Below are 25809 nucleotides of genomic sequence, written 5' to 3' on the forward strand. Positions count from 1 at the left end.
TTCACCCGTTCAATATTCTCGTATTGCCAGAGTGCCTAATGGCGACGCCCGTGACAAGCAGCCCCGCCGCATGGGCAAATCTGCCGTGTAGAATTTCGCCAGTGTTAAAGGGCCCTTGCGCGGTGCAAAAGCTTGCCTCGAAATGACTTCCTTTACGGTCGATCGCCAATTCTAGAACATCAAACCCGAAAAGCAGACCCGTCACAGGATATTGCGCCTTATAACATGCCTCCTTGGCCGAAAAGATCAGCTTTGCCATCAGTCCCCGCTCATGCTCGGGTTGCGTGCCTAGCCAAAGCCGCTCTGCCTTTGTGCAAACCTCTGCAATTAGCAGCGCATCAAGGGCAGTAGCTTCTTCCAGATCAACGCCTATACCCGCCCATTCACAAGATTTACCCACCACGGCAACACAGGCCGTTTTTGAGTGAGAGATACTTCCCGTCATCCCGTCAGGCCAGATTGGCGCACGGGTTTGCGCCATTAAAACAGGCTGCTCGGGCAATGAAATCGCACGCATCGCGGCACGCGCAGCAGTACGGCCTGTGTGAAACTCCACAATACGCGCGGGAATGGCATCCCGTACCGCTCCAGCCTCGGCTGGATAAGGTTGCGGGGGCACTGATGTCAGATCACCCGCCGCCACTCCAAGCCCTGGTGGCAAAACCGCTGTTGTAAGCGCCGCTACAAGGGCCGGATCGGGGTTCACGATCCCGCCTTGGCCCGACCTGCCCGCATGGCACGGCGCTTCGACATTGTTTCCGTCTTGGCTGGCGCATTCTCGGGCGCTGCCTCGACGGGTGCCGTCGCTTTGCCTTTGTCCAGATGTCCTGCCAACCCTTCGAGCGTGGGGAAACGGAAGATATCTGTGATCCCCAACTTGTCGACACCCAGCGCCGCCTTGATGTCGCGGTGCGCCTGAACAGCGAGCAACGAATGACCGCCCAGCGCAAAGAAATTATCTGTCGGACGGATGTTTGAGACCCCCAGAATGGCACTCCAAACCGCAGCAATTGCCGCTTGTGTGCCCCCTTCAGGGGCGATCTCGGCCCCCGCATCATCCACCACGGCACCCGTCTTTGGCGCAGGCGCAGGCAACGCTTTGCGGTCTATCTTTTTGTTGGGTGTCAACGGCATATTTGCCACTTCGACGATCCGCGCAGGAACCATGATATCCGGCAAACGCGCAGCTAAGGCGTGACGCAAAGCATCCTCGTTGACGTCATTGCCCACCACATAGCCAACCAGTTGCGCCCCCCCGGGGGCATCGCGTGCGACAACGATAGCTTGGGCAATCCCGTTTTGCGAAGAGAGCGCCGTTTCGATCTCGCCCAGTTCAATCCGGTGGCCACGAATTTTCACCTGATCATCCGCACGCCCCATGAACCCGAGCGTACCATCGCTGCGCCACGCGGCCAAATCGCCTGTGCGGTACATGCGACCCTCACCAAACGGGTTGTCCACAAACCGCTCCGCCGTCATTTCAGGGCGTGCATGATAGCCTTGGGTCACCCCGTCGCCTGCGATGTACAACTCTCCCGCCACACCCGTAGGGCGCGGTGCAAGCGTGTCATCCAGAACATATACCTGCGTATTGGCGATGGGTGTACCAATGGCAGCCGTACTTTCGGCATGTGTGACCATCTGTGTCGTGGACCAGATCGTCGTCTCTGTCGGGCCGTACATGTTCTGCACGTAGCCCCCACAGGCCTCAATCAGCTCCGCAGCCAAGGCACCGGGCAGAGCTTCGCCCCCTACCATCAACTGCGTAACACCAGCTAGGGCATGCCGCGCCTCGTCGTTCATCACCAGCATCTGCGCCATGGAGGGCGTACACTGCATGTGGCTCACCTTGTGGCGTATCAGTTGCGCGGCGAGGGAAAAGTCATCCTCCTCCAGCGCCGAGCCTGCATTACTTCGTGCCAGAACTTCGGCCAATGGCTTTAGCCCCTCCAACACCATATCTACGTCGATGCCGTAGTCGATGAGGCAGGCGATTTCATCCACACCGATCCGCTTAAGTTCCTCGGTGCGTGCCACGGCATCCTCAATCGTGCCGAACATGCCACTGTCGTTGAAATAGCGCTGGAAGGCGAATTCGAGGATCGCTTCCATCTCTTCTTCGTCCAGCCCGCTCATATCCATCTCGAAGGCGTTGTTCACACCTTTGGGCCGCTTGAACGCGGGGAAGGCCCACGCGTATTGCTTGATCAGGCCAGCAGCAGCACGCAAGTAATCTTTCATCGGCTCACGTGCGATTTCTTCTGCATGCTCGCGCGTTTCGGACAGGTAGGTGTGAAGCATCAGCGTCACCTTGAAATCCGCAGGATCATGACCCGCGCCGCGCAGGGCAGCGTGGTATATCTTGATCTTGTCGGCGACCTCGGCAACGGATTGCCCCAACAAGTGGGTGAGGACATTGGCCCCGATCTCGCCCGCCTCGCGCCATGTGTCGGGATTGCCCGCCGTGGTCACCCAAACGGGCAGCTCTTTCGAGACAGGGCGCGGCTGTGTCAGCACGTCGAACCCTTTGCCATCTTTCGTCGGGAAGTTGACCTTTTCTCCGCGCCACAGACTGCGTAGCTGGTCGATGCTTTCGTACATCGCCAGTTTGTTGTTGGGCGGTGTGTTCTCGGGGCGAAGCACAAAATCATCAGGCTGCCATCCACTGGCAATGGCCAGTCCCACACGCCCGTTGGTCAGGTTATCAATGACTGCCCATTCCTCTGCGATCCGCGCAGGATGGTGCAAGGGTGCGACGCACGAACCCGCCCGCACGGCAAGGTTTTGGGTGACTGCCGCCACTGCCGCACCTGTTACCGAAGGGTTCGGGTAAGGCCCACCAAAGGCGTGGAAGTGCCGCTCTGGCGTCCAGACGGCGTTGAACCCATGAGCATCCGCAAACTTGGCGCCTTCCAACAGCAAGCGATATTTCTCAGGGCCGATGCCATCGTCATTGCCCCAGTAAAACAGGTTAAAGTCGATCTTGCGGTCAGATACTGCAATAGGGCCGCGAGACAGTTCCGTGCGGCTATCGTCACCTGCCAGCACCAGTTTGAAGCCGCGTGACAGCGTCCAGAACAGCTCCAGCACCGAAATATCAAACGACAGGCTGGTCACCGCCAGCCATGCGTTGCCTGCACGATACTCAATGCGCTGATCCATCCCGGCAAAGAAGTTTGCAACATTACCGTGGCCGACCATGACCCCCTTGGGCGTACCCGTGGAGCCTGACGTATAAATGAGATAAGCAAGCGTTTCCGCATCCGCGCCCACATCGGGGTTTGTGTCGGCTGCATCATTCAATGCCGTGTCGGTATCCAGCACCAACAGCTTGGCGTCGCCCTTGGGCAGCGTATCCGCCAGAGCCGATTGCGTGACAATCACAGGTGCGCCGCTGTCGGCGATGTAATGCGCAATGCGGTCCGCAGGGTATGCAGGATCGAGAGGCACATACGCGCCCCCCGCTTTCAAGATACCCAACGCGCCAATCAGCAAATCCGTGTTGCGCGAAGTCGCAAGGCCCACAGGCGTGCCCGTGGTGACACCTTCGGCAATCAACCGGTGCGCCAGTTTGTTCGCAGCTTTGTTGAGCGTATCATAGCTGAGGGTTTCTTCTTCGAACACCAGTGCTGTCGCCTCTGGTGTTCGGGCAACCTGCGCCTCGAATGCCATGTGGATTGGAGTGGCATCATACTCTGTCTGCGTCGCGTTCCATTTCTCCAACAAGACCAATCGCTCCGCCTCTGGCAAACCCGCCCCACCGCCCAGCACATGCGAAACACGTGCCTCGAAAAGATCCATCGCAGCATCGCTCAGCAGACCGCTATCGCCATGAAGTGTGATCGCATCGTCATCAACCTGCGCTGTCAGCGTGCTTCCCGTCATTGGCGTATCGGCAATTATGATGGCTGGCATCTCAACGTTTATCGCGCCATCGCGGAGCGGTAAATCGGTTGCGAAACCACCCGTCTTTCTAATTCGTTCAAGCTGGCTTTCCAGTGGCGCAGAACTGAGCAGCGGCACCCATGAAGACGCAAACCCGTCAGCGGCAGGGGTCACGGCATAGCCAATGTCACCACCCTCCTGCCCCGCACCTAATTGCATTGCGGACAAAACCGCAGCTAAGGCGTCAAAGCGATCAGCACCCTTTGGCAAGGCAATGTCCCGTTGTGTCCAGGCCCCCGAAGCCACTCCTTGCGCCAAAGGCACGGGCAGCGCCTCCATCAAGGTCAATCTCGCCCGCCAATATGTCTCGTCACGCAGCAACGCTTCATGCGCGTCGGTATGAATCGAAGACACAAGATCAAGCTGCGTTCCAACCTCGGGCAAAGTCTCCTCCGCCAGTGCTGTCAAACCTGTCAACGCTACAGCGCCGTCAGCAGTGCCAACAACGAGACGGTCCGTCCCCACTTCCAAAACCACGCCAGCATCACCGGAAACATCAACAGCCTCAGCGGCGGAAACAGCAAACACCGCATCGCCCAGCGCAATCTTTGCCATGCCAAGCGGGTTCCAATAGCCGCCAAAATCAAGCCCACGGAGCAGCGCACAAATCTGCACTGAGCTCTGGCTGAAATTAATCAAGCCCAATACCGCTGGCCGTTGGTTCCGCGCAAAGTAGCTGCGCAGGCTCAGGTCTTGGGGACTGCGCTCCAACGCGTCCGCCTCCAACTGTGCCATCACGCGGCCAAAGCTCTCCATACCCGCAGCATAGCATTTCGAATTGAGGCTAAAGGCCGTATCATCTCCTGCGATATCAATCAGCTCCTGCGCCAGCAGATCTCCCTCGTCGACACCGCCCTCGATCATATGCCAGCTTACACCATGCTGCGCTTCGCCGTTGATAATTGCCCATGCAGGCGTATTCAAACCCGCGTAGCGCGGCAGCGGGCCGTCATGGAAGTTCACCGCCCCTTTGGTCGCGAGCGCAAGCGCTGCCTCTGGTATAATCCGCAAATTCGCAATGCTGAGAAGCCAGTCAAACGGCGCCAGCTCCGCCTCAATCAGATCGGCAGGCTTGGCCAGTACCCGCACGCCCTGCCCCTCGGCCCAGTTGCGCACATCTTCATCCGTGGTGACCACCGCGACAACGTTGTGGCCCCCCGCAATGATCGTATCCGCACAAGCAATGGTCAGCGATTGATCCCCGAGGATCACGCAGGAATAGGCAGCAGCATTGAAGGGAGCAGTCATGAGCGGTCCTCCGGGAACAGGCGGTAAGGTGTAGCAGAATGGGTAATCAGATCACGCAGGAACCAGCGGGGATCTTGTGGCGGCCTGCCGGAAATGGCCATCCGCAGGCGGTGCAAAATACCGCCCAGTACGTGGGCAGTCAGCGCTAAAGCAGCGTATATCCGACCGTGGTTCTTGATAAAATAATGGCGGCGCGAGTCGTACCAATAGGACGGCATGCGCCGCGTAGTCTTCATGCCCGTCGAGACGGAGCCGATGTGCACAACGCGGCTGTCAGTCACGTACCAGCAAGTCCAACCTGCACGCGCAGCCCGTAAACACAGGTCCGTTTCCTCGAAGTACAAAAAGAACGTCTCGTCGAAGGTTCCGATCTCGTCCAGCATTGATGCCCGCATCATCATGCTAGCACCCGCGCTCCAATCCACCTGACTGGTCGCTTGTGGTTGGGGCATCGGCACAGGTGCATCAGGCAAGAAGCGCTCGATCAGGCCAAGGCGTGCAGCGCCGACAAACTCTCCTGCGATGCTGGGAAAGCGGAAAGCCGTGGTGTGGACAACATTGTCTTCACCGCGCACGTGACTGCATGCGATGCCAGCTTGAGGGTTCGCCTCAAGATGATCCATCAGCGCCTTCGTACATCCCGTATCGGGAAAGGCATCGGAATTCAGAATATAGTAATAGTCAGGCCTGCTTCCGTCACTCAGCGTCATGCGCAAACCGATATTATTGCCCGCCCCAAAGCCGCCATTCACGGATGAAGCCACAACACGAACCAATCCCCCTTCGCCCCAACCGCGCCCCGCAACCTCATTGAAGATTTTCTCGAACGATCCATCGCCCGAAGCATTATCCACGATAACCAACTCCCCGCCCACACTGTGCAGATCAGCCAACGCAGCCTCCGCTGCCTGAAGGGTCATGGCAGCAGTCCGAAAGTTAAGTAGAATGCAAAGAACCGATGGTTGGGCCATAAGACTACTCCGCCGCCGTGGCACGGCGCGGCGCATCATCAGTCAGCGCTTCGGCAATCACTTCACGCAGCTCGGACGCCATGACCACCACATTGGGCGAAAGTACCATACTGTCATGATCCCCCGGCACTTCAATCACGCGGACATGAGGCGCGTATTGCGTCCACTCGTTGTCATCGAACACATATTCACGCGCCTCACTCACCCAATTCCCCCCGGTCACAGCAAATCGGCGATCCAGCACAGGGCGCAACAAAGTCATCGGCCCGTCCCACTCAGGTGTCTGATATCGGGCAACAGAGCGCAGGAATGCGGCTTCAATCTTCGTGTTATTGAATTGTGTCGCGGTGGCCTTTTCGGCCTTGTCCTGTCGTTTGGTCTTTTCCCAAGCAATGCGGTTTTGTGCCCATTCAACAAGGTATTTCGGCCCCTTTTCGCGCAACTCCGCCAGTTTGATCAGCACTTTATCAGGCTTGCTCAGACTTGGCCGCACGGGAAGTGGCGTGTCGAGCAGGGCAAGTACGGCAACTTCTTCGCCAGCCGCCTTAAGCTGACGCGCCATCTCATATGCCGTGATCCCGCCCCCCGAAAAACCCGACAACAGATATGGCCCCTTTGCCTGCACCTGACACAGCTCCGCGATGTAATCCTTCGCCGCCTCTTCCATCGTCTCGTGCGGGGCATCGTCTCCGATCAACCCGCGCGCTTGCAGACCGTAAACCGCCCGTTCGTCGCCGAATTGCAGAGCCAGATGACGCAGATTCAGAACGTTTCCAAACATCCCCGCAACCACAAACAAGGGCGCGGCTTTGGCAGGCTTTACCCCGTTGAGCGGCACAAGATGGATAAACTGTGGCTTAACCGCCGCTGTATCGGGAGCATCAGTGCTGGCAATTTCACCAGTCTGCGCTGTGATGCGCGCGGCAATTTCCGCAATCGTTGGCGCCTCAAACAGAACCGAGATCGGGAATTCCACACCAAACTCACGCTTCACAGTTGCAAACAGGCGCACAGCAATCAGCGAGTGACCGCCAAGGTCAAAAAAGTTGTCATCCGCGCCCACGGGCGAGACTCCAAGCAGCCCCTCCCACATCTGCGCCAAAGAAGTTTGTACCGCACCTTCGGGGGCGACAAAGCCCTCTAAATCGGTACGCTCGAAACTCTGGCCTTTCGGCATTTCGCGCGGCGGCGTATCCGCTGCGGCGATAAGTGCATTCAGCGGCAGCGACGATACATAGACCTGCGGCACATCCAGCGCCAGCGCACGCGCCAAGGCCTGCGGACCTTCGGCGGCAGTAATCCCTTGCGAGACCAAATAGGCCAGCCGCTCCTCCGCTTCCGTTTGGACGCGTGCCTCAGTGGCCCCCTCATTGTCAAAGATCACTTCGGAAGCACGCAGTGACGCTGCTTGCGCCGCAAATCCACCTTTGAGACGCGTCATGGCAAAGTCGCGCACTTCAACCAGAACGGCACCATCCGCATCACAAATCGTCACATCAAACCGCGCATCATCGGCACCAGACGCACGCAATTGCATGTGGCTGTAAATCTCGGACGGCAGCGGCGAAAACACAGTGATTTCACCATAGGACATCGGCACCCAAAGGTCAGCGCCATCATAACCCTCAGCCAATTCAATCGCCCAACCGGTGGCCAAATCCATCAAACCAGGGTGTAATATTTGCCCCGTTTCAACAGGCTCGTCCAACATCAAGCGAGCAAGACCTTCCCGCTCCCCCATCTGCCGCGCGCGAATTACCTGCCACTGTGGGCCAAACCGCAGGTGCGCCTCCTGTGGACTTGGCATATGCGCACCGTCCCGTTCTTCGACCTCACCGAGGCGGGAAGAAATTTCTGCAAGATAAACAGTCTGTGCCTTACCTCTGGAACCTGAAATCTGTCCCTCGACATGCGCCTGCCAACCGCTGCGACCGTCCAGTGTACAATCACTGAGCAAGCTGGCCGCAAAGCCGTCCGCCTGCCTCGCGAGAGATACCCGCATCTGGCGCAACTGTGCATCGGGCACAGTGAAAGCACGCAAGAAATACAGATCGCGCAGAGTAATGGGCAAGGACAGTCCTGCACCAACCGCCGACTGCGCCAGCGCTTCAACCATGCCTGTACCGGGCATGACTGCGGTACCATCGCTCATGCGGTGCTGCTCAAGTACCCAATCCTTTTGCGCAGAAAGCTCGGCAGCAAAACGGGTCTCATCCTGAAAAACTTCAATCGTGTCCAGCAAAGGCGCATCAATTGCGCGGGGCGGCAATGTCTCGGCAGGCTCAGAGCCCACCGCCTCCGCTGCCATACCCACATCAGCCCAAACGCCCCAGTTCACCGCAATCACACGGGTCTTCATCCCGACTCGCGATTTTGCAAAGGCGTTAAGGTAATCATTCGCGGCGACATAATCCACTTGCCCCGCTGCGCGGGTAGCAGTCGAGGTGGAAGCGAAAAGTATCATGAGATCAACACTGCCGTCAGGCAGTAACTGGTTCAGCACCCGCAGGCCCTGAACCTTGGGTGCCAGCACGGCGTCGACCTGCGCTTGGGTCTTCCCCAGCAGTGGCGCATCATCAAGCACACCTGCGGCATGGATCACACCGTCAATTCTGCCACGTTCGCGCAGGCCGTCAATCACCTTGCGCATCTGCGCCACGTTCATCACATCGGCGATGGCCACTTCGACCTTGCCACCAAGTGCTTCAAGGCGTTGGACCGCATGGATGCGCCGCGCCACACTGTCGCTGGCATGGGTGGTCTGCAACACTCGCGGCCAAGCTTCACGGGCAGGCAAAGCACTTCGGCTCAGCAGGACCACGTGAGCGTCGTGCGAGGACAGCAAGTCAGCAGCGATGGTCTGGCCGATGCCACCAAAACCGCCTGTAATCAAGTAGGTGCCACCGCGTCTTACCGCAGGCTTTTCAATTACCGGCAGACGCTGCGGACGGTAAACCTGTACGAAACGGCGACCTTCACGCAACGCTACGACTGCATTTGCAGGTGTTGCCAGCAATTCTTCCAACAGCGTATCGGTGATGTCGTCCACTGGCGCTTCGGCTTTAACAAAGAGGCCTTTGGGCGCAGGCGGTTGCGGTAGGACAACATCAACCGTGGCAACCGTAACATCCGCAATTTCATGTGGGATCACCCCTGCAGGGCCGCTAATCATCGCCTTCTCGGGATAGGGCAACGCCTCGGAGGTGACACGCGCGGCACCATTGGTAAACACGCTCAGATGCGTTTTTGGTGCATCCTCACGCTCAGCCAACGTCTGGCCCAGCCACAACAGGCTATAAAACCCCTGCTCCAACATACGGTCATAAAAGCTACTGCCCGGACGGTGATCCTCGCCCTGTGTCACGCCCCAAAAATGGGCGATGCGCGTCGGCGTCTTACCCGCTTCGCCCAGCGCGGCCAAAAGTGCGTCATAGCCGTCACGCCCCTGCTCTGCCGCGAGGGTATATTGACCCTCGCCAAGATCAGCGAAACTGTCACCACTGCGCACAACCGACACGGAGGCATTTGCCCCCGCAAGCCGCGCAATCACAGCATCCGCAACGCCGTCATCATCCGCGAAGATCAACCACTCATCATCAGAAGCCCCTGCAAGAGCCGCCTCTATATCCGCATCTACATCGGCATATTGCGCACGCCAACTGGAGACAGCGCCCCAATCAGCCATATCATCTATCCGTGCCACCACTGGAGCAGTTACAGCCGCAACCTGTGTCGCAGCCTCAATGAAATAAGGACTGCGCTGAAACTGATAAGTGGGCAGTACTACACGGTTGCGCCGCGCCTCGCCCCAAATCTGGTCCCAATCGGCTTCCACACCGCAGGCCCAAAGCCGCCCGATGACGCCCATAAAAAACTGATCATCCGCGATCTCCTGATCAGGATGGCGCAGGGAACTGAGCACCTGTGAGGGCTTCACGCTCGGGCACATCTGCGCCAGCGACGACAGCGCCTTACCAGGGCCCACTTCGAGGAACACACGGCCCTCCCGGGCGCTTAATGTCTCAATACAGTCGGCAAAATGGACTGTGTTGCGCAGCTGCTCGACCCAGTAGTCGGGATCAGTTGCCTGAGCCGCCGTGATCTCTACGCCAGTGCGGTTCGACATAAAGGGCATTTTGGGAACTTGCAGGTTTAACCCTGCCAGAAAAGCACGATACTCCGCCAAAATCGGCTCGAGCATGCGGCTGTGTGCTGCGATATCAATGGCGATCCGTTGGCTCTCGATCTCGTCCTTGGCCAACCGCTCGGCCAACGCAACCAGCGACGCATCGGGGCCAGAGATCGCTGTTAATTCGGGGCCATTCACCGATGCGATATCCAGATCATCACCGAGATATGCCCCAATCGCATTCAGTGACAAGGGCACGCTAAGCATACCGCCCGAAGGGACAGTATCAAACAAGCGCCCGCGCAGCAGCACCAGATCAATGAGATTCTCGAATGTCATCACACCGGCGAGGCAGGCTGCAACATTCTCCCCCATGGAGTGCCCAACCATGGCGGCAGGCTTGACGCCCCAACTCATCCAGAGCTGTGCAAGCGCGTATTCCACAATCGCAATCAGCGGCAACTGGACTGACGGTTTCTTGAGCGTCTCGGCAACAGTGTCCTTGTCCCCGTCGGGCAACCAAAGCGCACGAATATCATAGTCGAGTTGCGGTGCTAGATGATCCAAGCCACGGTCCATGGCTTCGGCAAATGCAGGCTCCGTCTCGTAGAGATCCCGCGCCATGGCAGGATATTGCGCCCCACCACCGGGGAACATAAAGACAACTTCGGGTGCGACACCCAACCGCTCGTGGGTGAACACGCGGCGGGTATCCCTTGCCTCTAACAATGTGGCGGCTTCGTCGTGACTGTCTGCCACAACAACACGGCGCCGCTCAAAACCGCGCCGCCCGTTTTTCAAGGTATGCGCAATATCCGCCAAATCTTGTTCGGGGTGCGCGCGCAAATGCGCAGCCAATGCGTCAGTGTTAGCTTCCAGCGCAGATTTGGAGCGACCAGAGATGCATAGAATATGGAACGGAAAATCGCTCTCTTCCGACGGCGCACGCTCTGGCGCTTCCGCTAAAATCGCATGGGCATTGGTCCCCCCAACTCCCAACGCATTGATTGCCGCATAGCGGGGTGCGGCACGGCGCGGCCACGGAGTGAGTTCGGAATTGACTGAAAACGGGCTGCCTTCGAAATCAATCGCCGGGTTCGGCGCTTCGTAGCCAAGTGAGGGCGGCATCGCCTCATGGTGCAGCGACAGCGATGCCTTCACCAGACCCGCAACACCAGCTGCCGTATCCAGATGGCCGATATTGGTTTTAACCGACCCGATCCGCGAATAGTCAACTTTATCAGTCTGTTCGCGGTAGGCTTCGGTCAACGCGGCCACTTCGATAGGGTCACCCAGATACGTACCGGTACCATGACATTCGATCAGCTCGATCTGGTCCGCGGGCACCCCCGACGCCGTCAGCGCCTTGCCAATGGCGTCTGCCTGCCCATCCACAGAAGGTGCAAGGTATCCCGCCTTTGCTGCACCATCATTATTAATCGCCGAGCCTTTGATCACGGCCCAAATGTGGTCCCCGTCCGCCTGTGCATCGCCGAGACGTTTCAGCGCCACGCACCCCGCGCCAGAGCCAAAAACCGTTCCCTGAGCGCGGTGGTCAAACGCATGACATTCGCCATCGGGGGACAGAATTTCATTTTCCTTAAAGACGTATCCCCGCCCCTGCGGCAACTCGATCGTGACACCACCTGCCAGCGCCATATCCACCTCACCCGCACGCAACGCAGCAGCGGCGTAGTGGATCGCCACCAGCGAGGTCGAGCACGCCGTTTGCAAGTTGATCGAGGGGCCTTTGAGATCGAACACATGGCTCACGCGGGTCGAGAGAAAATCTTTGTCATTGCCTGTGTGGCGCAACAGGAACATGCCCACATCATCAACCAGATCGGCGTTCGAGCAGATGTTGAAATAGAAATAGCTACCCATACCGCAGCCTGCGTAAACGCCAATGGGGCCACTCACATTTTCCGGCACATGTCCTGCCTGCTCCATCGCTTCCCATGCAACTTCCAAAAACTTCCGGTGTTGGGGATCAAGGATAGCGGCATCTTTGGGCGAGAAGCCGAAGAAATCAGCGTCAAATGTCTCAAACCCTTTCAGATCAGCGGCGGCGCGCACATAATTCTTGCGTGCTATATTCTCGGGCGTCTCGCCAGCGGCGAGCAACTCTTCCTCGGTAAGTTTGCGAATAGATGACACACCAGCGCGCAGATTGTCCCAGAATGCGGCCGCAGTATCGGCACCCGGCACGTTGACGGCCATACCAACAATAGCGATATCCTCGCCAGATGGTGTCATCTTGCGGCTATGCTCAGTCATATTTTCTCACCCTTTAGTCCGGATTCCGCCGAGGAGGCACCCCCAACAAATTAAATAAAATTCGGACCATTTACGTAGACGAAAAAAGTCGCCCAATCGCCGTACTACAGTTAGAAAATGTCGATTTCATGGCGTTTTGACCTGGTTCGACGCATTACCCCTGTAGGAATAGCACATTAGAGCACCGCGAAAAGCGCGCATTATTTCCAATTTGGAAACAATCCGCTCAAAGAGCAAATTTGTAGGATTGAAACGTCCAAAATCAGCAAATCGACGCGATTTACAGGATGTTGCGCTGCAAGCTACCAGATTTTTGCCCCATCACTGGCGCATTTTGGAAAGCATGGCGCGGCGCATGGACACGGCGCGGATTTAATCGCTCGACATAGCCAAGCACTGCCCCTGCCGTGAGCCACGTAAACGGTGTCAACGTCGCGTTGAGCAACATGTCGATCAGCGTAATCCCCAAGATGAGCCCAACAGCCCCGATATAGGGGGAAAGCTCTGCCCTACGGTTTCGGAGGATGTAACCGCCGAGCAGCAACAGCGGCAGGGCCAGCAGGCCAAATTCGGCAATATATCCCAACCAGCCAAAGCTCCCGAAAACGATGATCCACCGCCCGTCAGGGATCGTCAAAATTTCACCATCCTCCGCATCGCGCACAAGGCTTCGGCCCCAACCGCTCCAGCCAAATGCAGGTTTTTCTGCCGCGCGTTCAAGCAGTTGCTCTTCATTGTTGAAGCGATATCCGAGCGACTGTGCACGGTCGGGATTAAACTCTGCCACTTTAGCCACAATCGCATCGGTCGGGATCGCGCCTACATTGCGTAGCATCGGATAGGTGACGGCGATCAAAGCAAAGAGTGTCGCCAATAGCACGAGCCATCGGCGGGGTGCAAAGTAGATCAGCGGCACAAGGATCATACCATATGCAATGGATGCTGCACTTTTACAGGCCAACAAAAACAGAACCAAATACAACGTCAAAAGCACCGCTTTCCAACGGTCCACTTTTGGCGACACCCGCGCTAATGCGGCGGCCGACATCGCAGCTGTGCAGGCAAAAAGCGCCAGCCACAGGCCGTGTGGCAAGAATACAATCGGACGGTATCCCCCCGCCCGCATCGTCTGTTCGAAACTGTGCTGGAAGAACCCGTAGACCCAAACGTTCATCTGTGGCGAAAAGCGGATTTCGATCAGCGAGGGGATGGAGTAGAGCAGTGCCCCGATCATCAACGCCCGCAGGATTTCCAACAAGCCGTCCTCGGAGCTGAGAAACTGGCGCGCCACTAAAAACGGAACAATTGTGAGCGTTTGGGCAATCAGAACAGAGCCAATATCGCGCACCGACTGTCCGGGCAATGCGTCCACAAGAAACAGGATAGGATCGGCATCGCGCAGTACTTCAAACAGGATCGGCTCGCGGTTTGTCATCACGGTGGGGATCGCACTGCACACTAAAATTACCACCAGAACCCGAGCGATCCGCCCTTCGGGCAGCAGCCGCACCTTGTGCGCAGTTGCGAAGATCAGGATCGCCAGCACGCTCAGGTTCGGAATTGAGACTTTATCCATCGCAGGCACCAGTGGCAGATTGAACTCAGCCAGCGGTGGCAATAGCAGATAACCGCCAAGGATCGACCAGACAATCGCCCGCTCCACCGATTGCGTGCGAAACAACACCACGCAGACCGCAGGCCATGCGAGCAGCATCAGATATGCAATTCCGTTTGGCATCAGGCTCCTAGGGTGCAGCACAAGGTGTAGGCTTTCCTAAATACACTCTAGGCAGACGCCTGTCATCACGGTAGTTTGCCACACCGAGATTTGCCAACACAAGATTTGGCACACAGTACATTGAAATGGCTTGATAATTTGACCTTATCCACATCATCTATATGCGCACGTCTGTGGCCTTCACGCACAGGTGCCTCATGAAATATGGCAAGGGGCGTTCCGCAGTCGAGGTCAATATTCCCACGCGCAACGCATTGTTTCAGGCGATCCGCGCAAAATTCACGCAAGGACACGGATTCGCACTTGCCACGCTTAACCTCGACCATCTCACCAAACTTCCCGTCGATGACACCTTTGCTGAAGCCTACCACGCGCAGGATCTGGTTGTCGCCGATGGGCGCCCGATCATCTGGCTGGCCCAGCTGGCGGGAAGAGAGCTTGAGCTGATGCCTGGCTCTGATCTGGTACTCCCGCTCACGGAATTGGCCGCTGAAATGGATATGCCCGTGGCTCTAGTGGGCAGCTCCGACGCTGCTCTTGCAGGTGCGAAAGCAACGCTGGAAGCGCGTGCACCCAACGTCAATATCGTGCTGACCCACGCCCCTGCTTATGGCTTCGACCCCTCGGGCAGTGCAGCGTCAGAGATTTGCGAAATGCTCAATGCCAGCGGTGCGCGTTTGTGTTTCATCGCTTTAGGTGCGCCCAAGCAGGAACTGTTCGCCGCATTCGCCCGCTCCCGCAGCCCTGCGGTGGGCTTTGCCTCCATCGGCGCTGGTCTGGATTTTCTGTCAGGCCATCAGGTCCGCGCCCCGAAAATTATGCGGGCCTTTGCGCTGGAATGGCTCTGGCGAGCGCTCCAAAGTCCGAAACGTATGGTCCCGCGCTACGCCAAATGTTTTGCCATTCTGCCGGGCCTTGCCTTTGATGCATGGCGGCAGCGCTAGTTATTTATATTCGATCAGCTGCTTCTCCGCACCGCGCAGCCTGCGCCAGTAAAAACTTAACGCTCCCTGCGCTTCGGCGAACTTGCCCAGCACACTGAAGAAGGCCCAAGGCAATCCGCCGCGCCGCGCCAGACGCAGGACTTGCAGCGGGTAAACCAGCGCAGCCAGCAAGCCTATGGGTCCAACTAACGCAACAAGCAGCACGATAAACAGCGGCCCTGCCAGCCCCCACAGCAGCGCCCGCCGCGTCTCTGCGACCCAATGAAGCTCAGGGGGTGCACCGTGCAGCGCCGCCCCTTCGGCAAAGGCATGGCCCGCCCGTTTGGTCCGCTTCCACCATTGGCCGAATTGCGTGATCTGAGCATCATGTGCCGTCATCTCGGCATCAAGCCGCCAAATGCGCCAGCCCACCTGCCGCAACCGCACGCAAAGGTCAGGCTCCTCCCCTGCGATCAATTCAGGGTTATACCCGCCAACCTCGTTCAAAGCGTTCACCCGCATTAGCGCGTCACCACCACAGGCGCGTGCCTCGCCGACAGGCGTATCCCATTCATCATCAATTAAGGCATTGTAAACACTTGCCTGCGGATTGATTTCTCGTCGCCGTCCACATACAATGGCGACTTGCGGATCGCCGCTCAAAAATTCCTGTGCATGTGCGATCCAACCGTTTTGTACAATGCAATCCCCATCGAGAAATTGTACCAGTTCAATACCCTGTGGCAATGCGGCAAGTCCCGCATTCCGCGCACGCGCCGCTGTAAACGGCTCGCTCATATCCAGTTCAACCACCTGCGCCCCTCGCGCCTGAGCCGCAGCTACCGACCCGTCAGTGGAGCCACTATCAACATAAATCACAGGGGAAACGCCAGTGAGTGCTTCAAGGCAGGCAATCAGCCGCGCACCCTCGTTCCGGCCAATGACAATCGCGGCGACATTCATTTTGCCTGCTCCGCCAAAAATGCCGAATAGTTATCGGAGCGCACCAGAAATCCAGCCCCATAAAGCGGCGCAATACCTGACCAAACCTGTGCAGCCTCGGAATGCAGCGTTAGGTTTTTATGCGCTTGCAAGACCTCAAATCGCGCCTGATCCTCGCCATGGGCCAAATCACCGCTGACCGCACTGGCCGCATCGCGTGCAGCGATATTGCCTGCAAATTTATAATGGCGAATGACTGCGCTGAAGTCCGAAACCTTCACATTCTGCGAAAGATGCGGATGTGGTGCGGGCCTCACACCATCGCCATTAAAGATGAGCGGGTGCTTAGTCAGACAACAGACCTCGCCAAACACCTTGCCCCGCACGCCGCCAAACATGAACTTCAGCGCGTCCGTGCCCACCACATTATCTTGCAACAACGCACTGAATTCGATCTGGTCAGAGTGGTAGTCAAAGCTCTGCACTGTGCTGATATCATATTGTACAAAAGCAGTGAGCGCTTGAGCAAAGGTCAGATCCTTCACCGCCGCCAAAGGCGCACGCGGAAACATTTCCAACATCTGCGCCATCAGCGCCGTATCGCCGCGCTGCTCGAGATAGCGGATCAGCGCGGACAAGCCGTGGCTCTTGCGGCCTTCGAAATCAAACTGTTCGTCCATATCGACATAAAGACACCAGCGATCCACGCCGTATTTGGACGCTGGATAGCCACGCATCAAGTCTTCATATTGTGCCAACGGCAACACCGCGCGGTCAATGACACAGCCCTGATGCTGCTTGATCAACGCAATTGTTTCATCAGTTGAACCATTGTCGATAAAGGCGAAATACCGGATGCCCATCGCGCGGTAATAGTCAAAAAACGCGTCGAGATAGTAAGCGCCGTTGCGTACGAGCACAATGGCCAGCACCTCGCCCTGCGGCACGGTCAATCCCGCTCCATGCACATGCTCAAGAGCGGCTGCAAAACGTCGGCGGCGGGCTGCCTGCGCTAAACGGTTGCGAATTCGGGCGAATAGAGAAGGGCGTTGTGTCATAGCTCTTTCCTTACGCGAGCACTGCACGGCGGTCCACTCCTCGGCATGGGCGAGGTGCTCTTTCCAGAGCAGGTATGCATTTGCGCCCGATATGACAAAGGATTGAGGCGGCAACCTATATTGGGATGCCCTAGGTTCAAAATGGGTAATCACTGCACGGCGTTGGGCCACTGCCGCCGCGATCCCCGCGCTGCTCCCAGCTCTTTCGTGCCACGGCTGCGAATACTGTCTGCTCGAACTCTTCCGTCATCCGCAATGTCTGGTCAAACTAGACATGTCTTCAGGCCTCAGAACGCCCCGCAAATCCCGTCAAATTTTGGCAACATCTGTCCTGGGCCCCCGTTCCAATGCGGCATAAGCAGCGCCCTGTTCCCAAACCACAGTCTACGCGTTGGAGGTGCCAAACTGCGGGGTGCGCACGCCAATATACCCTATAGCTTAAGCCGCACCTTGAGCCCCTCGAGACCGCTTTGCAGCGCATCAGGTGCCCCCGCCTCTGCCATTCGCTGCTTAAGTGTCGCGTTCAATCCACCCTCGGTCGCCAGAGCATTCAAAAGCTGCTCAAAGTCTGCCCCCTGCGTCGACATTTGCCTCAAAAAACCTGCAAATACGCCCGCCACATAAGTCTCTGCCCCCTTAGGGTCGCCCGTTTGCTCGCCCAACCACTGCGCGCCCGTTTGCATCAGGGTCAGCAGTGGCGCAGATAGCGCAGAGGCCGCAAAATGTGCGTTCAACCCAGCTTCGGTCGGGACCGTGATGATTGTGTCACTCTCACCGAATAAAGCGCGCAACGCGTCGCTGTCAGGGTGACACGGCAGCACAGACCGCCCCGTCGCAACCGAACTCAACGGAATGGTCAGCGCAATATCACTGACAGGTGCACAGAGTGTCGCAAGCTCTCCCAACGGCACATCGACCATGACAGAGATTACAGCCTGATTACCGCGCCACGGCAGCGCACCCAAAACACCCCGCGCAACGCCAGCCATAAGGCACAGAAAAACGACATCCGACCCCGCCACCACATCCGCGTTGGACTTAACCTGCACATCTTTGAATTTGCCCGCCAGTTCTGCCGCCACTTCAGCGTTCCGCTCAGACACAATAAGATCATGTCCACGCCCAGACAGCCCTTCTACCATCGCGGCTGCAATCTCTCCCGTACCGATAAATCCAACCCGCATCCGTACTCCCTCTTAGCTGCGTCATCGCCTGGGCCCAGCCAGATGTTTTTGACCTGCGTATATTGATCATGAACAAGCAAACCGTTCTCGCGCCCTGAAAAGTTTGACTGCTTCCAGCCACCTAGGGCATCGAAACATCACCCCCAACATCGCTGTTTACCGTCACCGTCTTCGCCCGCAGCATTCCCCCCGCACAAGGCACGCTTGGCATTGGTCGTGAGCAGACGGGCGTTCGGCGCATAAACATTAAGAGTGTTGCCCCTTTATCTGTACCGCCGTCAACCCGCACGTCAGACGTATCTGCAAAACAGCTGGAAATTTCGGCATAGTGTTTTCGTCTCGCGGCAAAATCTATACCTTCCGCTTTGCAAGCCGCAATATTCTCTACTGCCTACCCCGCCGCAGGGTTCATGCTGGCAAACGTTTTGGCAGATGCAGCGGGGCGGTAGCCACTTTTGACAAACACCTGCGTCGAAAATCCCACCGCTACTGCCAATGCATTGTATTATCGCCGTTTCAGCAGTCCATTCAGTTGGCCTATTAAACGATTACTGGCACAGCGGTAATGAGCAGACGCTCGGTCGCCGATAAGGCATAATTCTTGCCTGCAGAGCCACCAAAGATCACGCCATACTTCGCCGCTGCGATCATATCCTCGATCAGCGCATCAAGGGCATTCAGATTAGAGTGACCGTCGGACAACAACGTCGCTCCCGAGCACAAATACCCTCGAATTCGCAAAAATCGATATCATTGGCGTTTCACAAAATGGGCGATTTCGCCAAGGTGGACGCGAAAACGGGAAGGCATGATAAATCACGCATTTTGGTCGCAAGACAACGTCAAAGGTTTCTGCGCCTGCATCGGAGTCCCGCGCCTCAATTACAGCAAGCATTGCGTCGTTTTGATCAACGGCGATTTCGGCCTCGGCATGGGCATCCAGAGCATAAAGGGTGTTAAAAATTCGGATATGCTCAAACAATGGCCGCGTAAAACTGGGGCGCACACAGACATTGTCGACCCATGTCGCCGGTGAACGCATGAAACCGATTATTGATATGGAACTTGGTGGCGACATCGCTACTCTGCAACGCATCACGAAAAATGGCCTGTGCCAACCTGCGTTCAGCAACTGATCGGGTCGTGTTTGGTTCGCGGCGAGATTGAAAACCGCGCCATAGACTATTGGCGCAGCACGAAAGCGCCGCACAATAGGTGTGTTTCAGCTCTTCCACTCGCACACTGCGGTTGCGGGTGAGGTCTACAGTTTTCTCGCCACCAAGCCATTTCAGCGCCTCTTACAAAGGTTGTCATGGCATGCCGAACTCCTTGGACAGCCCGCTTCTTCAACGTCGGCATCAGGGACGTACACTTGCATCAAAATATGGATACGCAAGCTCTTCAACAGGGAGGTTTTACCATCGCCGCTTAAAAAGCACCGCCAGTCCCTTAAATCCCTATTTTTAAGCATTTGTAACAGAGCATAAAATTTAAAAATAACTAAATTGGTGGCTAACAAGTCTCAGGAAGACCGATCACTACGACCCTTGGGCGGTGTGGTCGCATTCGCACTCTCGCGCAGTTCAGGCGTGTACATTGTCTGCCGCGCACGCCCCTCATTCTTGGAGGCATAAAGCGCGATATCGGCGTCCTCCATAACAGTCTCGCGGGTCGCACTCTTGCTACTTTGTATCCAGACGGTACCGATACTTGCAGAAATTTCGCATAAGGCGTCGTTGAACGGGATCGGTACTTCAATCCGCTCGATGATCCGCCGCCCAACCCGTTCCAACACATCAATATCGTTGACCTGCGGCAAGATCACCGTAAATTCATCTCCACCGACACGTGCAACTGTATCGGTTCCGCGGGTTTCTTCGATCATCGCTGTTGCCACCACTTGCAGCACATGATCGCCAGCGGCATGGCCAAGCGTGTCGTTGACCGCTTTGAAGTAATCCAGATCAATGTGCATTACCGCAAATGCCGCATCCGCCGCTAAAAGCTGCTCTAGCAGATGATCGAGTGCGCGACGGTTCTTCAATCCAGTAAGCGTGTCAGTATAGGCCTGTTCTTCAGCTGCATTTTTTGCCCCCTGCAAACGGAGGTTCAATTTACGCGATGCCTCCATCGCAGCTGACTTTGCTTCCACCAGATAGAGCATTTCGATCGCTAGGTCCGTCGCCGCAAAATCCGCGTTGGTCAGGGCATAGTCCCGCACCCCGTCCAATATCGATATTCCAAACGACAGATTCACAATCGCGTCCCCCTGCCCATCAGGGGCCAGCACCCCTTTCAGACGCGCAGGCGGTGTGCCTGACATTTCCAAATGCAGCTTGAGATGCCGCGCCGCCCAAAGCTGGGCCAGCGTGGTAATTCCGCGCGGGCGCATCACGGTAAAAGCTTCCATAAATGGAAGGCCAACCAAGTCCATCTCTGGCCGCAGCTTTTGCGCGGTCGGACCTGCGTGGGTTATTATCCCCTCGGAATCCAAAACCAGATGCATCGGGCACAATACATCGAGCACTTCCGGGCTTGTTGCCGCGCTCATGATGCACGCGCCCCAAGGTCAAACACGCGACCATCCGCGTAATCAGCGGCAACCATCTGGATGCGGACGATCTCGGTGCCGTCCGCTACCTCTTCCAGTTCCAACAGCGCAAGTACGCCATAGTCATCCGCCATGACCCGCAAAACCCCCATCATCAAATGGCCGAACCCAGCAAGCGGACTGTCGCAAATCAGGCTAAAATTGCCATCCGCATGGCCGTGCAACTCGATCGATGGTAAATGCAGGTCCGACACCGCCATCTGAGCACGGTCAGGCAAGTCATCCAACGAATGCAGGAAATCCTCGAAGTTCACTCCACCGAAGCGCAACAAACGCCGCACCGCCTCAGTATTGGGGTGCGACACGAGGTAAGCGCCGATATCTTCCATAATTTCACCGCGCGGACGGCCAAGCACGCCCCCCATAGCATCAAGCACTGCAGGGGTGACACTATCATCGTAGGTTAACATCGCTTCAAATTCGGGAGGAGATACATTCGCCTTTGCCGCAACTCTCAACCACGCATCCTTGCCGTAGTTGTCGGTCATGTAATTTTGAAAACTGCGGTTAATAAGCCCGTGCATGGCCGCCTCTTGTTGCTGCTACCACACATTTATCGCGGGCAGATATTAACAAGCGGCTAAGAAAGGCCTCCACAGGGTAACGTGGTTAAAAATCTGTTGGCGCACCACCCTCGGATTTACGACGCTCAACAAAGGCGGCCAGCTCTTCTCGGATCGCCACATCCATTGGTGGCTCCTCAAAACTGTTAACGATGTCTTTATACATGTGATGTGCGCGTTCCTGCGTCCAGATGCCACCTGCGACCTCCCAGCCTTCAAAGTTCGTCCAATCGCTCAAAAATGGCTGATAAAAGGCTGTTGTATAGCGGTCTTGAGTATGTTGAATTCCAAAGAAATGACTGCCGTGACCTACCTCTTTTATCGCATCAAAAGCGATCTCATCTGGACCAGTCGCGCAAATTTCGGGTGCCATATAGCGCTGGATTTGCTGCAAAATTTCGCAATCCATGATGAATTTCTCAGGGCTGGCGATTAGTCCCCCCTCCAGCCATCCCGCCGCATGATAGACCATGTTCGTGCCCGATTGCACCGCCGCCCAAAGCGAATTTGACGTCTCCCACATCGCCTGTCCGTCAGGCACGTTCGCCGCACAAACGCCCGAACTGCGCATAGGCAACCCGTAAAAGCGGCACATTTGCCCCGTCATCTGGGTCGCACGCATATATTCAGGTGTGCCAAAGGCAGGTGCGCCCGTTTTCATATCTACATTGGAGGTAAAAGTACCAACGGCCACACTCGCCCCCGGCCGTACAATCTGGGCCAACACAATAGCAATCAGCGCTTCGGCGATAGACTGCGCCACGGCTCCCGCCATGGTCACAGGCGCCATCGCCCCCGCGAGGGTAAAGGGTGTCACCACCAAACCCTGATTGCGCTTCGCAACCCTGATCCAGCCGTCCAGCATCGGAATGTCATGCTTGAGCGGCGAGGTGGAGTTGATGTTTGTGTACATCTTGGGGCTGGCCTCAAATTCCTCATTCGTCCAACCGCCAGAGATGCGTACCATCTCCATCACATCCTCGACCCGTTCCTTGCCCAATGAATAGGCGTGCATGGCTTTGTCGGTCAGTGTCAGCTTGTCATAAAGCACATCAAGGTGGCGCACAGAAGCGTGGATATCCACAGGTTCAACAGGATAGCCGCCTGCGAAGTGGATACAGTTGAAATACTGCGTCAGCTTCAGCAGATCACGGCACTTCTCCCGCGTGCCGGCCACTTTGCCCCCCGTAGACATATCCCAATAACTGGGCGGCGATGAGACGTTGCCAAATACCAGATTCTTGCCGCCAATCGTGATCTTGCGGTCAGGGTTGCGTGGGGTGATCGTAAACTCGGACGGGGCCATGGCGACATAATCCATCACCATATCGCGCCCCATCCGCACATTATCGCCGTCTACAGTGCAACCCGCTTTGCGGAAGATCTCACGCGCCTCAATATTGTAAATCTCGATCCCGATCTCTTCAAGGATACGCATCGCGCCATTGTGGATCGCCTCGACGCCTTCAGGGCCAAGCGGCTCTGTGGGACGGTCAATATTCACCGGCGGGTTCCACGGCATCTGCTCGATGATAGAAGTGCCGCGACGTGTTTTGGCACCGGCACGGCCACCTCCACGGGTTCTGCGTTTCGGCTCTTCTGTCATGGCTGTCTCCTCTGGCTTTGACGACCAGAAGGCCTTAGTCCCACATGCGCGGCCTATCCATCTGCGACGGATTTTGTCGTATTTGGATTTCAGGCGACGCCTTGCGCCGTAAGCCAAGCAGGAATTTCACCGATGTCACGCAGCACCACATCAGCCAGCGGCGCAAGAACCTCCTCGGGAGCCGTTCCTGTCAACACCCCAATCGTGCGCATCCCCGCCGCTTGTCCTGCACGCAGGTCATGGGTGCTGTCGCCGACCATTATGATTTGTTCGGGCGGCAGATCTACGGTTTTTGCAAAAGCCAACAGCTGTCCCGGCGCGGGCTTGCCGCCGTGGCCGCTGTCATAGCCAGCAATAAAGTCAAAGAGCGCGGTAACGCCTTCGGCCTCCAGATGAACCCGCGCGGGCGCTTCACTATCGTTTGTGGCCACGCCAAGAGCCAGCCCCCGCGCACGCAGCCCCTTCAGCAGCGGCACCAGCGGCACAGCAGGTTGCTGCGGCGCAAGAGCCGCTTCCTCATTGATCATATTCAGAACCTGATCGCGCCCGAGGTCGGGCAGATACCGCGCCAATGCCTGCGCGATCTCACCTGCCGTGCCTGCAATCACAAGGCTGTTACTGGCGAATTTACCTGCGCCCAAATCAAACCCTATTGTCTCCCCCATCTGCACAGCACGGCTTTCATCGCCCCCTGCCGCACGGCGCAAAAACCGCTGCGCCCAAGCTTCCCACGTGGCTGAAAAATCAAAAAGCGTGCCGTCCTTGTCAAAGCACAACCCTTTAACCGGTAAGGTGCCACGGGTCATGTCCAGTGCCTCTGCTCACCCCCCGGAAGAGCCATACGGGCCTCGGCCAAACGCTCATAGGGCATGGTCTGCGCATCGCAGCAGGCAATCACCCAAGCATCATCCATCAAGATAAAATCGAGCACCGACCCCAGAAATACAGGATCATTCACCGCGCCGCGCATGTCGTCCTGCGAGGCTCCTGTGGTTCCCAGAAAGACAGGCAACAAATCCTCGTTACCCACCAACCATGTGAATACCCCAAGGGCGATGGTTTCGGCGGTATTTTGCGTAAGGCTCACAGGCGGGCTCCATTTGGCTCAAAATCTCAACGCTTTGTTAATCATTTAATCAGAAAACTAAACCCAACAATAACGCGGATAGGGAAAGGATCGAAAGTGCAGGGTAAAATCCTAATCGTTGACGGAATTTCCACGAACCGTATCGTGCTGAAGGTAAAACTTTCAGCCGCGTTTTATCATGTTGTGCAGGCAGGCTCGCTCGCGCAAGCCCTTGAACTTGTCGAGGATCAAAAGCCCGATATGATCCTGACCGCAATGAACCTGCCAGATGGCACCGCCGCAGAACTTTGTGCTCATTTGCGTGAGAACAGTAAAACAGCGGCATTGCCCGTGCTGGCCATCGCTTCTTCTGCCAATTTGCAAGGGCGCCTTGATACACTACACGCTGGGGCCTTTGACGTGATGAACAAACCCGTGAACGAAACTCTGCTCTTGGGCCGTGTGCGCAATATGATCCGCGCCCAGCGCACTTTTGCACAATGGCAGATGCGCGATGACACCCGCTGCGCTCTTGGGCTATCCGAGGCACCGTCCGAGTTTCAGCGCCCCGCAACAGTGTCACTGATCGGCACCGAGCTCGGAATGCTGCGCGGCTGGGTCCGTGAGTTGCTGCCCCGGATGCGGGCGAAATATTCGGTCACTTTGCTGGGCGACGCTATGGCCGCCCTGAATGCCGACACGCCCCCCGATGCCATCGTGTTGGCCCTGCCCGACAACGCCGTGCAAAGCGATACCTGCCTGCGTTTGATTTCTGCACTCCGCGCCAGTGCCCAAACGCAGGATGTGGCCCTTTTGGTGCTGCAAAAAACAGAAGAGTCCATTGTGGCAACCGCCGCACTTGATATGGGCGCAGATGATGTGATGACGGGCGGGTTCTACGGTCCCGAACTGGCCCTGCGCCTAGACGTTTTGCTCAAGCGGAAGCGTCAGGCTGCACAGTTGCTTCAAAGTGTGCGCATGGGTCTGCGCGAAGCGGTCAATGATCCGCTAACGGGCCTCTATAACCGACGCTATGCAATGCCGTTTATCGCCAACTTGATTGAACGCAGTGCCACAAACCAGACTTCTTTTGCCGTTATTGTCGCTGACATGGATCACTTCAAGCGCATAAATGACCTCTACGGCCACGCCTCTGGCGATGCAGTACTCGTAGAGACGGCACGCCGGTTGCGCGACGCTGTGCGCAATTCGGATGTGATTTCACGCATAGGGGGGGAAGAGTTTCTGATTGCCCTGCCTGCCGCCGATGTAACCACCGCCCGAACGGTAGCTCACCGCATTTGTCAGGCCATCGGCAGTACGCCTTTTGTGATTCCAGGCGCCGCGGAGCCTGTGCAAATCACGATCAGCCTCGGCCTCGCAATGAGTGCGGCATCCAAACATATCAACACGGGGCGCGCCGAAACCGTTGACAGCCTGCTCGATCATGCTGACAAAGCGCTTTATGCGGCAAAGCTACAAGGGCGCAACCGCGTAAATTTTAGCCTGACACAGGCCAGCCCTGCCGCCTGATCCCAGCAACAAACG

16 protein-coding genes are annotated in these 25809 nt (G+C 56.9%); 2 read left to right on the plus strand and 14 right to left on the minus strand.

Annotation, left to right across the window (positions count from 1 at the left end; translation table 11 throughout):
• Position 1: 1 nt before the first annotated feature.
• The 5 genes from Q0775_RS02295 to Q0775_RS02315 all read right to left on the minus strand — a co-directional run bounded on the left by Q0775_RS02295 (position 2) and on the right by Q0775_RS02315 (position 14308).
• A complete protein-coding gene (locus tag Q0775_RS02295) occupies positions 2-706 on the minus strand; it encodes a 4'-phosphopantetheinyl transferase superfamily protein (protein WP_298857710.1) in 705 nt (234 codons plus the stop codon).
• Positions 703-5193: a MupA/Atu3671 family FMN-dependent luciferase-like monooxygenase gene (locus tag Q0775_RS02300; RefSeq protein WP_298857711.1), complete on the minus strand. Its 4491-nt coding sequence runs from the start codon at positions 5191-5193 to the stop codon at positions 703-705. Before Q0775_RS02300 ends, Q0775_RS02295 begins: the two co-directional genes overlap by 4 nt.
• On the minus strand, positions 5190-6113 hold the full coding sequence (locus Q0775_RS02305; RefSeq protein ID WP_298857712.1) for a glycosyltransferase family 2 protein: 924 nt from the start codon (positions 6111-6113) through the stop codon (positions 5190-5192). Before Q0775_RS02305 ends, Q0775_RS02300 begins: the two co-directional genes overlap by 4 nt.
• A gap of 55 nt (positions 6114-6168) precedes the next feature.
• On the minus strand, positions 6169-12570 hold the full coding sequence (locus Q0775_RS02310; RefSeq protein WP_298857713.1) for a type I polyketide synthase: 6402 nt from the start codon (positions 12568-12570) through the stop codon (positions 6169-6171).
• Between the two features lie 280 nt (positions 12571-12850).
• Positions 12851-14308: a hypothetical protein gene (locus tag Q0775_RS02315; protein ID WP_298857714.1), complete on the minus strand. Its 1458-nt coding sequence runs from the start codon at positions 14306-14308 to the stop codon at positions 12851-12853.
• A 197-nt stretch (positions 14309-14505) separates the two neighbouring features.
• Here Q0775_RS02315 and Q0775_RS02320 point away from each other — a divergent pair, with 197 nt between their 5' ends.
• Positions 14506-15252, plus strand: a complete 747-nt coding sequence (locus tag Q0775_RS02320; RefSeq protein WP_298857715.1) for a WecB/TagA/CpsF family glycosyltransferase — start codon at positions 14506-14508, stop codon at positions 15250-15252.
• On the opposite strand, the gene Q0775_RS02325 is transcribed toward Q0775_RS02320, so the two are convergent.
• From Q0775_RS02325 to Q0775_RS02365, 9 genes are all read right to left on the minus strand, one after another.
• A complete protein-coding gene (locus Q0775_RS02325) occupies positions 15253-16194 on the minus strand; it encodes a glycosyltransferase (RefSeq protein ID WP_298857716.1) in 942 nt (313 codons plus the stop codon).
• On the minus strand, positions 16191-17231 hold the full coding sequence (locus tag Q0775_RS02330) for a glycosyltransferase family 2 protein (protein WP_298857717.1): 1041 nt from the start codon (positions 17229-17231) through the stop codon (positions 16191-16193). Before Q0775_RS02330 ends, Q0775_RS02325 begins: the two co-directional genes overlap by 4 nt.
• Before the next feature lie 431 nt (positions 17232-17662).
• Positions 17663-18415, minus strand: a complete 753-nt coding sequence (locus tag Q0775_RS02335) for an NAD(P)-binding domain-containing protein (RefSeq protein WP_298857718.1) — start codon at positions 18413-18415, stop codon at positions 17663-17665.
• 540 nt (positions 18416-18955) lie between these two features.
• Complete coding sequence (locus Q0775_RS02340; RefSeq protein ID WP_298857719.1) at positions 18956-19117, minus strand: hypothetical protein; 162 nt, start codon at positions 19115-19117, stop codon at positions 18956-18958.
• An 820-nt stretch (positions 19118-19937) separates the two neighbouring features.
• A complete protein-coding gene (locus tag Q0775_RS02345; RefSeq protein WP_298857720.1) occupies positions 19938-20966 on the minus strand; it encodes a diguanylate cyclase in 1029 nt (342 codons plus the stop codon).
• Positions 20963-21550: a heme NO-binding domain-containing protein gene (locus tag Q0775_RS02350; protein WP_298857721.1), complete on the minus strand. Its 588-nt coding sequence runs from the start codon at positions 21548-21550 to the stop codon at positions 20963-20965. The genes Q0775_RS02345 and Q0775_RS02350 overlap by 4 nt, the downstream gene beginning before the upstream one ends.
• 85 nt (positions 21551-21635) lie before the next feature.
• A complete protein-coding gene (locus tag Q0775_RS02355; protein ID WP_298857722.1) occupies positions 21636-23195 on the minus strand; it encodes a trimethylamine methyltransferase family protein in 1560 nt (519 codons plus the stop codon).
• A gap of 89 nt (positions 23196-23284) precedes the next feature.
• Positions 23285-24001 (minus strand): HAD family hydrolase, encoded by a 717-nt coding sequence (locus Q0775_RS02360; protein WP_298857723.1) that lies wholly within the window; start codon positions 23999-24001, stop codon positions 23285-23287.
• Entirely contained in the window at positions 23998-24282 is a 285-nt protein-coding gene (locus Q0775_RS02365) for a DUF3572 domain-containing protein (protein ID WP_298857724.1), read from the minus strand. The genes Q0775_RS02360 and Q0775_RS02365 overlap by 4 nt, the downstream gene beginning before the upstream one ends.
• Positions 24283-24378: 96 nt before the next feature.
• Between Q0775_RS02365 and Q0775_RS02370 the strand changes: the two genes are divergently transcribed.
• Positions 24379-25794: a diguanylate cyclase gene (locus Q0775_RS02370; RefSeq protein ID WP_298857725.1), complete on the plus strand. Its 1416-nt coding sequence runs from the start codon at positions 24379-24381 to the stop codon at positions 25792-25794.
• Positions 25795-25809: the final 15 nt, after the last annotated feature.

The sequence above is a fragment of the uncultured Sulfitobacter sp. genome (assembly GCF_947499945.1).
Lineage (GTDB): Bacteria > Pseudomonadota > Alphaproteobacteria > Rhodobacterales > Rhodobacteraceae > Sulfitobacter.

Coding starts and splice junctions, on each gene's coding strand:
- Q0775_RS02300 (WP_298857711.1), bottom strand. CDS start 5,193: ATGACTGCTCCCTTCAATGCTGCTGCCTATTCCTGCGTGATCCTCGGG.
- Q0775_RS02335 (WP_298857718.1), bottom strand. CDS start 18,415: ATGCGGGTTGGATTTATCGGTACGGGAGAGATTGCAGCCGCGATGGTA.
- Q0775_RS02310 (WP_298857713.1), bottom strand. CDS start 12,570: ATGACTGAGCATAGCCGCAAGATGACACCATCTGGCGAGGATATCGCT.
- Q0775_RS02360 (WP_298857723.1), bottom strand. CDS start 24,001: ATGACCCGTGGCACCTTACCGGTTAAAGGGTTGTGCTTTGACAAGGAC.
- Q0775_RS02320 (WP_298857715.1), top strand. CDS start 14,506: ATGAAATATGGCAAGGGGCGTTCCGCAGTCGAGGTCAATATTCCCACG.
- Q0775_RS02345 (WP_298857720.1), bottom strand. CDS start 20,966: ATGAGCGCGGCAACAAGCCCGGAAGTGCTCGATGTATTGTGCCCGATG.
- Q0775_RS02355 (WP_298857722.1), bottom strand. CDS start 23,195: ATGACAGAAGAGCCGAAACGCAGAACCCGTGGAGGTGGCCGTGCCGGT.
- Q0775_RS02305 (WP_298857712.1), bottom strand. CDS start 6,113: ATGACCCTTCAGGCAGCGGAGGCTGCGTTGGCTGATCTGCACAGTGTG.
- Q0775_RS02315 (WP_298857714.1), bottom strand. CDS start 14,308: ATGCCAAACGGAATTGCATATCTGATGCTGCTCGCATGGCCTGCGGTC.
- Q0775_RS02325 (WP_298857716.1), bottom strand. CDS start 16,194: ATGAATGTCGCCGCGATTGTCATTGGCCGGAACGAGGGTGCGCGGCTG.
- Q0775_RS02350 (WP_298857721.1), bottom strand. CDS start 21,550: ATGCACGGGCTTATTAACCGCAGTTTTCAAAATTACATGACCGACAAC.
- Q0775_RS02330 (WP_298857717.1), bottom strand. CDS start 17,231: ATGACACAACGCCCTTCTCTATTCGCCCGAATTCGCAACCGTTTAGCG.